Below are 10,189 nucleotides of genomic sequence, written 5' to 3' on the forward strand. Positions count from 1 at the left end.
CTTGAATTAAATAATTTTGCTGATTAATTTAAGATCAAATAAATTGTACGTTTTTTGATTTATGACGGAAGTCTATTGTTTTTTGATCGAGTAAGCTAAATCTTCTGCTATTGAACACTCACATAAATCAAATTCTGTATTTAATTTAACGTATAAATCCAACAAACCATTCTTAACATAGTGTAAGAGGGTAAATTCATTACATTGCTGTTTAGTCATTTTTGATATTTCATCTAAAGCGACGGCGTAATCTACATAAGACATCATGCAGCCTCCTCTTCAGACATATCATCATCTTGAACCATAGCTTCAATAAAAGACTGAAGCACTCTTAGTTGTTTTGCATTGAATTTATTTTTTTCCAAACCAATATCATTCCAAGAATATTCCATCATTTTATCCATTTCAAAATTATCAAACTCAAATGATTTACCATGTGCTAAAGCATCTAAATAGTCAGACCAAATTTGCATCATCTTTCTACGTTGCTCCAAATATAATGCTTTGTTGTATACACCTTCCACACCACCCAACTTATGAGCCAAAGCTGATTCAACCCACTCACGTCGAAAACCACGCTCACGCAATGCAGTACTCATAATATGTCGAAAACCATGTGGTGTTTGCTTACCGTTATAGCCCATTTTTTTCAAAGCATTACCCAATGTTGCATTCGAGATAGGCTCTTTACCTGAATTTCGCCCTCTAAATAAGTAAGGGCTTGAACCACTGTAAACTTTTAACTCATTTAACAATTCAATAACTTGAGATGAGAGTGGAATTGTATGTTCAACACGCTTCTTCATTTTATGAGCAGGAATTACCCATAATTTTTCTTCAAAATCGAATTCAGACCATTCAGCACGGCGAATTTCATTTGGTCGAGTACCCAACATTAATGCTAGCTGTAAACCAATTGCAGTTTGTCGCGTTGGATAATTCACAACCTTAACCAAAAGATCAGGTAATTCTTTTTCAGAAACATGAGGCATATTTACACTTATATGCTTCTCTAGATGTTTATGAATATTAGCAACTGGATTCTGCTCTATTCGACCAGTTACTTCGGCTAAATCATAAATATCACGGCATAAAGCACAAACACGTTGCCCCATCTCAATAATCGGTTTCTTTGTTTTAGGGTGCAGTTTTTTCTGAACTGTTTTAAACAACTCAAGCCATTCGACTTTTTTAATTGTTCGATAATCACGGCTACCCATAAGAGGATAGACATGGTTTCTTAATGCTCCTTCATTCCGAACACGGGTATCATTTGTCCAAGTTTTACTTGCACAATATTCCTCAGCAAGTTTTTGGAATAAAAACTCACCACTACTTTCTTGGATCTGATTTTGTTTTTGTTGATCTTTAGCATCTTTCGGATCAATCCCATCAGAAAGTTGATTTCTAGCCTCCTTAGCTTTTTGTCTTGCCAGTTTTGCACTCACTTGGGGATATGATCCTAGACCTATGAATGTCCATTTTCCTGTAGATGGCTTTTTATATCTGAACTCCCAACGTTTTTTACCATCATTTTTGATAACAAAATATAAATTATCGCCGTCGTTAATACGCTCTTCAGCCTTATTTGTCTCTAAAGCTTTTAGAACCGTATCAGCCATAGGGAATTTTGAAATATCTTCTTTAAACACAATAAACCTTTTCTGTGTATGGTCACACACAATCGAATTCAAACATACAAAGCACCATACAAATGATCCAATGCTATATTTACGAATAATGCAGAATGTAAAGGCATAAAAAAAGCCCTAACTATTGATAGTTAAGGCTTTTAGTTTGATATGTCATCATGTGAACGAATGACACTTAAGAATTTTGGTGGAGGTGGCGGGAGTTGAACCCGCGTCCGCCAACACTACACTCGAGAATACTACATGCTTAGATATCGTCTATTGTTTTAACACTTAAAGACCCGACGAACAGGGTTAAAAGTGCGATCCTCTAAGTTTGGTATAAAGCCCCGAGGCTTGGCTCTATACGGACTTGTGTGCGTGCGCTTCAGTCGGGTTCACTGACCACAAGTATTCAGTGAAGCGGACAAGCTGCCCTTAGGCAGCTAGAGCGTAAGATTCGTCGTTTGCGACTATTTTAATGCAAATTTTATTTACGAGAGAAAATGCGCTCTCGGCATGCATCTATGAGCTTCATCATCAGCGTCGAAGCCAATAACACCCCCATATCACAACGCAATCATAGCATAGCTGGCAAAAATTACGATGTATTTTCTGCACAATTACACATTTCAATGCGCTTAATTACATAATTGCGCTAATATTTTATTTTTCAAGCCAAACACAATAAAAAATATGAGTTATTTATTAGCACTCGATCAAGGCACGACTTCCAGTCGCGCTATTATTTTCAATGAACACGGACAAGTTCAGGCTACAGCACAACGTGAAACCCACATTCAGACGCCACATTCAGGCTGGGTAGAGCAAGATGCCCAAGAAATCTGGTCAAATCAAATTGCAGTGGTGCAACAGGCTTTGGCTACAGCAGGAATTTTAGCCAAAGATATTCGTGCAATTGGCGTGACCAACCAACGTGAAACGACTGTAGTGTGGGATAAACGCACGGGAAAACCACTGGCCCCTGCAATTATCTGGCAAGATCGACGTGCTGCAGACTGGTGTCATCAGCTCATTCAAAATAACCAAATGCAATTGATTCAGGAAAAAACAGGTTTGCGTATAGATCCGTATTTTAGCGCAGGCAAACTGGTTTGGTTACTTGAGCATGTCGATGGGCTGAAAATTTTGGCACAACAAGGGCATGTGGCCTTTGGCACCATCGACAGTTGGTTAATCTGGAATTTAACCCAAGGCGCTGAACATGTCATTGAGGCAAGTAATGCTTCAAGAACAATGTTGATGAACTTACATCATCAAACTTGGGATGAAGACTTACTGGAACTGTTTCAAATTCCAGCATCAGTTTTACCTAAAATTATTGCATCAGACAGTTATGTTGCAGACACCGCAACTGGCTTATTGGGTGATAATATTCCAATCACAGGTATTTTGGGTGATCAGCAAGCAGCTTTATTTGGACAATCTTGTTTTGAGGTAGGTACAGCAAAAAATACCTACGGTACAGGCTGTTTTATGTTGTTCAATACAGGCAATCAGGTGCAGTTTAGCCAAAATAAGTTACTCACCACTCTGGCATGGCAATGTCAAAATGAAACCCATTTTGCCCTAGAAGGCAGTGTCTTTATGGCAGGGGCAGTGGTGCAATGGCTGCGGGATGGTTTAGGGATTATTCAAAAAAGTAGCGATGTAGAACAACTCGCCAATAGTGTAACTTCTAGCGATGGTGTTGTGTTAGTCCCTGCATTTACAGGGCTTGGTGCGCCACATTGGGACAGCGAAGCAAGGGCACTTTTATGTGGCATGTCACGTGGTACCAATAAGGCGCACATTGCCCGTGCGGCATTGGAATCTATTGCATTTCAAGTGTCAGATGTACTCACCGCCATGCAGTCGGACTTAGATCATCCTCTGAAAGAATTGCGGGTCGATGGTGGTGCCAGTCAAAATGATATGTTGATGCAATTCCAAGCCGATATTTTAAATGTACCTGTGTTGCGTCCTAAAATGCTGGAATCTACCGCTTGGGGTGCTGCTGCTATGGCTGGTTTAAGAGCAGGCGTATTTTCTGACCTATCTGAAATTTCGGCATCTTGGCAATTAGATCGAGTGTTTGAACCTCAAATGAAAGAGGCAGAACGGGCTGAGCATTTACTGCGTTGGCAACAGGCCTTAAAACGTGCCAAGTCAGATTTATAATTTGAACAGCAATTAAGTTTAGATATTTAGATAAATCCTTAAACAACAAACCCCATGCGCATAACGTATGGGGTTTTTTTGATTTTTTACGGTCTAGGGTGATGGCTTTTTGTGTTTAAGCCTTACATTGCCTCACGTTGAGCTTCATCTTCTAGATAACTTTCCAAAGAATCATCTAGTGCATATAACCATGGTGTGTGATGCGGTTTAGCCATTTTTCCTGTCATCACTGAGCGATAGACTTTATCTCTAAAGCCCATAATATTTTCTTTTTTATGCTTTTTCCATTGCATGAAAATATCATGTACTGCATCAATATTGAATGATGGATAGTCGGTCTGCGCAATCAGGCGTTTGATGTAATCCCCTTGAAAACGTGCAGATTGTTCATCGCTCATTAAGCGTTGTTCTTTTTCATGCAAGGTTTGGGTATGGCTTTGCATTTCGTCTATGCTTGGCAACGCAATTTTGCCCAAAATCACATCACGGACAAACCATGCCTGCGCATCGAACATATTGAAGGTGTACCATTGATCTTGCATGCCTAAATAGAACAAACGAGGATTCTTTTCCCAAACCACACCTTGATATAAACCTAGTGGATAAAGGCAGTTATGCGTTCTGAGGCGCAAGCCATCTTCAATAAACGGGAAGTGGTGTAAATAGCCCGTACATAAAATAATGGCATCAATTTTGGCCGATGTTCCATCACCAAAATAAGCAGTATTTTCATCTACACGCAGTAATTGTGGTTTTTCAGACCAGTTTTTGGGCCACTTAAAGCCCATGGCTTTACTGCGATAGCAACTGTAAATTTGTTTGGCGCCGTATTTATAACATTGCGAACCAATGTCTTCGGCAGAGTAGCTGCTGCCCACCAACAGCACTGATTTACCTTTAAATTCCAGTGCATCACGGAAATCATGCGCGTGTAAAATACGACCATGGAATTGATCAAAGCCTTCATAAACAGGGACACGCGGGGTAGAAAAGTGCCCAGAGGCCACCACAACATAATCAAACTGTTCTGAATAATGACGTTGCTGTGCGTAATCTTCGACATCAACCGTAAATTTTTGCGTCGCATCATCATAATGAATATGCTGAACGGCGGTATTAAAGCGGACTAAGTCTTTCACCTGTGCTTTTTCTGCACGACCTTGAATATAATCCCACAGTACTGCACGTGGCGGATAAGACGCGATTGGTTTTTTGAAGTGTTCATCAAAAGTATAATCGGCAAATTCTAGCGCTTCTTTAGGGCCATTTGACCATAAATAACGGTACATGCTGCCGTGGACAGGTTCACCATGTTCATCTATACCTGTGCGCCAAGTATAGTTCCAGAGTCCACCCCAATCATTTTGTTTTTCGAAACATACAATTTCAGGAACTTGTAGACCTTTGGCCTTTGCTGACTGAAACGCTCTTAATTGGGCCATGCCGCTTGGACCAGCGCCAATAATTGCAATTCGATCCATTGCTATCTCCATTAGTTTTGAGTTCTTAATTACCTCTCCAATTTTGAGTGTCACAATTCAGGATTTTTAAATATCCGCATTATTAAAATAAGCAAATACAATCCTAAATTTAGAGATCAGGTAGACCCTGTCAAAATAGGATGTGAATTAAAAAAATAGAAAAATAAAATACACAAAAGACAGTAAAAATTGCTTAAGCAATTCATCTTTATAAAAAAATGTGTTTTACAAGAAGCATGATCTTATCATAATTTTTGATTAATTTTGGTTTTGCTTAGTTGTAAAAGTGAATTTAAAGTCATTGCTGTTGTTGTTTTGGTTTGATTAATTGGTATATTTTATTGATTTTTATAGAGAAAATAAGATGAAAATTTAAAGCTAATTTTTATCTCATTTTGCCCAATATAAAGGTGATTTTGATGAGATTGTTGCAAAATCTACAATGATATACAGAGGATTGAAAACTGAATCTTAGGCAACATTTTCAGAGAGCCATACCCGAAGTGGACTTCTGAAAAATTAAAAGGATGCTGTGATTGATAGGTGTAATGAAAGTTTAGTTTTTATAAGCCATGAAAGCAGTAGCGTATTTATCAAGCTTTATCTAATGATTGAATGTGCTTTGCGTACATTCAATCATTAAAGTTTGTGGCGACTCAGTAATTAAAGTTTACGCCACACCTTATTTTCATCTTCTAAAGAGACAGTAAAGTTAAATTCGTCGTCTACGGTAACCAAGTAGGAGTTAGGATTAACCAATAAAACTTTTAAAATTGTACCTTGCTCGAATTCAATTGGTGCGCAGTTTTCTTTACGTAGAACAATAGGTTCAAGTAGCTCAATAGCAATGTTTTCTGTTGGAGATTCCATACCGCACCCTAAATGAGTTATTTTTAATCAACTGTATTATATAGTAAATTGATGAATAATCTACACAAAATCGTAAATTTGTGTCGGGTTAAATATTTTGTACTTGAATTGTTGGTCAAAAAATCGCAATAAATTTGCCCAATACTTCATAATTTGACATTTTAAAAATATAAGAAATTGAAATTTGATGTAATTTCTTAGATGAATGGCAAATGAACAGCGCAGTAAAATATAGCCGATTGATGAAATTTACAGTTTTCAGTATAAAAATAAAATTATTGCTGAAAAAACAGCGTATAAAGTATAAAAGTTAAAGTATCCATTCACGCTTTTTTAAGTGGTGAAGGCACTGGGTTTTACATTCCAAATTAAAAAATAAAGGCTTTTTGTCTGCATGTTTAAGTCATTTTTTCCAAATCCAAAATGGTTTTTTATTTCACTGTTGCTGTGGTTTAGTATCAACCTCGCTTTATGGTATTCGGGCGGTAGTGCATGGGGAAGCTGGATTGGCTTTCCTGAAGGATATGCAGAGGCCGAATTACCCATTGGTGTCAGCCGTTTTTGGTCACCTGCTTTTTTATGGTTTTATCTGTGGTTTTTTGTGGCAACGACGCTGTTTGCCATTTTCTGGAAAACTAAAGCAAATCACCCATGGCAGCGTTGGTCTGTATGGGGTTCAGCCTTTATTTTGTTCAATATTTGGTTTGGCGTTCAAGTCAATGTGGTGGTGAATGCTTGGTACAACCCATTCTATGATCTGATTCAAAAAATGCTGAGCAATGGCGGGGGCGATGTCAATGAACTCTATGCAGGTGTTTTGACCTTTTTGTATGTGGCGATGGTGGCTGTGACCTTAATGGTCTTTAATCTATTTTTTGTGAGTCACTATGTGTTCCGTTGGCGTACAGCCATGAATAATTTTTACACGGCACACTGGGAAAAATTACGTCATATTGAAGGGGCATCACAACGTATTCAAGAAGACACCATGCGTTTTGCTAGAACCATGGAAACTTTAGGAGTCAATCTGGTAGAAGCCTTTATGACTTTATTGGCCTTTTTACCTGTTTTATTCAGCTTGTCTGTGCATGTCAAAGCATTGCCTATAGTGGGGGAAATTCCTTATGCGCTGGTTTGGGCTGCAGTGGGGTGGGCGGTATTTGGTACATTGGTGTTAATTGTGGTGGGTGCGAAGTTACCAGGTCTGGAATTTAATAACCAGAAAGTTGAGGCGGCTTATCGTAAAGAATTGGTTTATGGTGAAGATCATGCCGAACGTGCTGACCCACTCAGTTTAAAAGAATTGTTTAGCAAAGTACGTTTTAACTATTTCCGTTTATATTTCCACTATGCCTATTTTAACTTGGTACGCATTTGGTACATGCAATTGGACAATATTTACGGTTTATTTGTGTTATTCCCAAGTATTGCCGCAGGTGCAATTACTTTAGGTTTGATGATGCAAATTTCCAACGTATTTGGCAAAGTACGTGAATCATTTCAGTATCTGATTGCATCTTGGCCAACCATTATTGAGCTTTTATCTATCTATAAGCGTTTAAAGGCTTTTGAATCGACCTTAGATCAATAATGATGTAGCTCTAGACCTGTTCAGATAAGTCGCAGAAATGCTGTGCACTTATCTGAACAAATGTATGAAAATAATACAGGTGTTGTGGCACAAAATTATAAAAAACTGTGATGGGTTGTATTTTTTGCTCAAAATATTTAACTTAGCTCAACTTAATTCAAGATTAATCGACCATAAAAACAATGTGTTGGATTTGTTATTTTCAGCCAATTCATATATTTTCATTCATATAAAAACAATTGAGAATTGAGACGTGACCTGCAAAAAAATACTTTTGATGGGTGGGATTGGCAGCCTCTTATTTGGTTGCACAACAGTTGATCAATTTAGCCCAAATTCGGTTAAGCATTTTGCATCTCCCCAAGAACTGATTGTTCAGAAAAATTTAAATCAGCCCAGTGGTGCTGCCAAAGAATATGTCTACTATTGGGGACCGCAGCGTAAAGATCAACCTGCTGAATCTATGGTGCCGCGTAAATATATGGGCAGCTATTGCCAGTCGCAAAATGGACGTTTAACGCTTGCCTACAAAAGCTCCATGAGCCTCGTCAAAAATGCATGGTCGAAAAAGCTACTCAATACCTATAGAGATGTCAAACAGGGCATTGGTGCTTACCGTTGTGTACGTAGTCAGGGTGGAAGTTGGATTGTTTCAATTGAGCCTGTTACTGAAAGAAAACTTGAACAACGTGGTGAAGCCCGTGTGGTGAGTTTACTCACAAAAATGATGACTGAAGACGAAGCACGCCGTTTTTACCGTGCCGCAAGCACTTCCAAAACAACCAAGGCCACAACAACGCCCGCTAAAGCAAGTAGTAGCAACAAAAAGGTAGAAGAAAAAGAAAAGTCTGAGGAAAAGAAAGAAGTTCTGAGCCTACCTGCTAAAACTGCCGCACGTGTTGTAGAAACCCCACAGCAGCAACAAATGCGTTTATATGTCGCAGCACGTCGAGACATCAATAGTGGTCGTAATCAGGTCAATGCCTGCAACAATGCACAACGTGCCTACAACTATGGCAAATTACAAGGAGCAGAAGGAACACGTATTTATACAGAATCTGGCATGCTGGTGGCACGTTGTTTAACCAGTGTGTCAAGTTATCGTAGTCGTTTTCCAAACGCGGAAGTGCAAGCCAAGCGTATTTTGCAGAATTTAGCCAAAAATTATAATCATGCAGGCGCAAAAAATATGTTAAATCAAATGAAATAACCAACTCCTAGCTTTATAAGCTGGGTTTTCAAATGAATTGAGTCATTTAAAAGAAAGCAAAATGAAAAAAGAAAACACAGATCAGCGTGTAGATACGGGGACTTATTTTTCACGCATGCTGTTGAATGAGATGGTCGATGAAATTACGGTGGATTTAAGCGCGACACCGTATTTTTTTAATGAACGGGGCAAGCCACATTTCACCGCACTGAATAAAAGAATTCAGAGAACTTTGCTTAAGAGAGAAGCTGTGACAGCAGCTGATTTAAGTTGTTTAGCACCCATTCGGGTTCGAGCAAAAAATCAGAAAAAAACCAAATGGGGTGTGATCACAGAACTTGATTTTCCTGAGGTTACACAATCAATTGTTTATCAACCTTTCAAAATCACACCAGAATTGGCAGCAGCTTTTGGTATGCATTTGATTGGACAAGGCAAAAGTATCAAGATTGAAAATCAGTACGACATCGTCAGTTATTGTGAATACAAATACGGAAAATTTGCAGCCTATGCCAATCCATATTTAGACACAGCACCTTCAGGGCAAGATCGGACTTTATTTCCTACAATTTGCACAGATTTAGAAGGACATAATTTTCCGCATTTGTTTGTTTCCTGCGACCCTTATTTGGACTTAGTGATTTCTGTTGGGATATATGACACCAAACAGCAAACTTTAGTCGTGGCAGATTTATGGATTCCTGCGGGCTATGCAGTCTATATTGCACCACAAAAAATTGATGATACGACTGAAAAAATATTTCTGCATAACAACCGAAATAGTGCAAATGCCTGCTGGGGTAGTAATGTCATGCATGAGCAGATTAAGACACATACTTTGCTTGATACACAAGGCCGTATTCATTGGTTTTGGAATCGACTACCAACGGAGCATCCACAGTTATGAAGTTAAAACATTTGCTGCATAGCACTATTAAAATTTCAGGATTCTGTGTATTGGCTTTATTCAGTTTTAATATTTCTGCCAAAAGCCTGAAACAAGCCACTGCGCATGATTATGTGACAGAGCGTTATTATTTGGGGCTAGATTCTAATCGTGCTATAGAGGAACAGATGACTCGAGCCAGACTCAGGAGCGATGAGCGCGAGCAAATCCGTGTTTTGTGTGTAGATGTTCGTAAGTACTATGGTAATCCTCCCATAAATAACCGAAGTTAAAAGTAGAGGTTAAGCAGCCATTAGAGGTGGCTTTCCTTTGTTAGCT

The 10,189-nt window shown here is 38.7% G+C and carries 9 protein-coding genes and 1 other RNA gene; 5 read left to right on the forward strand and 5 right to left on the reverse strand.

What is annotated here, in order from left to right:
• Positions 1 to 72: 72 nt before the first annotated feature.
• The 3 genes from HHA42_RS12550 to ssrA all read right to left on the reverse strand — a co-directional run bounded on the left by HHA42_RS12550 (position 73) and on the right by ssrA (position 2,197).
• Positions 73 to 267 (reverse strand): hypothetical protein, encoded by a 195-nt coding sequence (locus HHA42_RS12550; protein WP_168526735.1) that lies wholly within the window; start codon positions 265 to 267, stop codon positions 73 to 75.
• A complete protein-coding gene (locus tag HHA42_RS12555; protein WP_168526737.1) occupies positions 264 to 1,652 on the reverse strand; it encodes a tyrosine-type recombinase/integrase in 1,389 nt (462 codons plus the stop codon). Before HHA42_RS12555 ends, HHA42_RS12550 begins: the two co-directional genes overlap by 4 nt.
• Positions 1,653 to 1,837: 185 nt before the next feature.
• Positions 1,838 to 2,197, reverse strand: a transfer-messenger RNA (tmRNA) gene (gene ssrA / locus HHA42_RS12560).
• 130 nt (positions 2,198 to 2,327) lie between these two features.
• On the opposite strand from ssrA, the gene glpK reads away from it, so the two are divergent.
• Positions 2,328 to 3,812, forward strand: coding sequence for a glycerol kinase GlpK (glpK, locus tag HHA42_RS12565; protein ID WP_168418212.1), 1,485 nt, complete (start codon positions 2,328 to 2,330; stop codon positions 3,810 to 3,812).
• A 122-nt stretch (positions 3,813 to 3,934) separates the two neighbouring features.
• Here the strand turns inward: glpK and HHA42_RS12570 are convergent, their stop codons facing one another.
• Together HHA42_RS12570 and HHA42_RS12575 are read right to left on the reverse strand one after the other, a co-directional pair.
• Complete coding sequence (locus HHA42_RS12570) at positions 3,935 to 5,293, reverse strand: NAD(P)/FAD-dependent oxidoreductase (protein ID WP_104852384.1); 1,359 nt, start codon at positions 5,291 to 5,293, stop codon at positions 3,935 to 3,937.
• A 663-nt stretch (positions 5,294 to 5,956) separates the two neighbouring features.
• Entirely contained in the window at positions 5,957 to 6,163 is a 207-nt protein-coding gene (locus HHA42_RS12575; protein WP_004975391.1) for a hypothetical protein, read from the reverse strand.
• A 394-nt stretch (positions 6,164 to 6,557) separates the two neighbouring features.
• Between HHA42_RS12575 and sbmA the strand changes: the two genes are divergently transcribed.
• From sbmA to HHA42_RS12595, 4 genes are all read left to right on the forward strand, one after another.
• Positions 6,558 to 7,754, forward strand: coding sequence for a peptide antibiotic transporter SbmA (gene sbmA / locus HHA42_RS12580; RefSeq protein WP_168418211.1), 1,197 nt, complete (start codon positions 6,558 to 6,560; stop codon positions 7,752 to 7,754).
• Between the two features lie 253 nt (positions 7,755 to 8,007).
• Positions 8,008 to 8,964 (forward strand): hypothetical protein, encoded by a 957-nt coding sequence (locus tag HHA42_RS12585; protein WP_323126410.1) that lies wholly within the window; start codon positions 8,008 to 8,010, stop codon positions 8,962 to 8,964.
• 61 nt (positions 8,965 to 9,025) lie between these two features.
• Positions 9,026 to 9,871: a hypothetical protein gene (locus HHA42_RS12590; protein ID WP_168418210.1), complete on the forward strand. Its 846-nt coding sequence runs from the start codon at positions 9,026 to 9,028 to the stop codon at positions 9,869 to 9,871.
• Positions 9,868 to 10,143, forward strand: a complete 276-nt coding sequence (locus HHA42_RS12595) for a hypothetical protein (protein ID WP_168418209.1) — start codon at positions 9,868 to 9,870, stop codon at positions 10,141 to 10,143. The genes HHA42_RS12590 and HHA42_RS12595 overlap by 4 nt, the downstream gene beginning before the upstream one ends.
• Positions 10,144 to 10,189 lie beyond the last annotated feature (46 nt).

Source organism: Acinetobacter sp. A3 (genome assembly GCF_012371415.1).
GTDB lineage: Bacteria > Pseudomonadota > Gammaproteobacteria > Pseudomonadales > Moraxellaceae > Acinetobacter.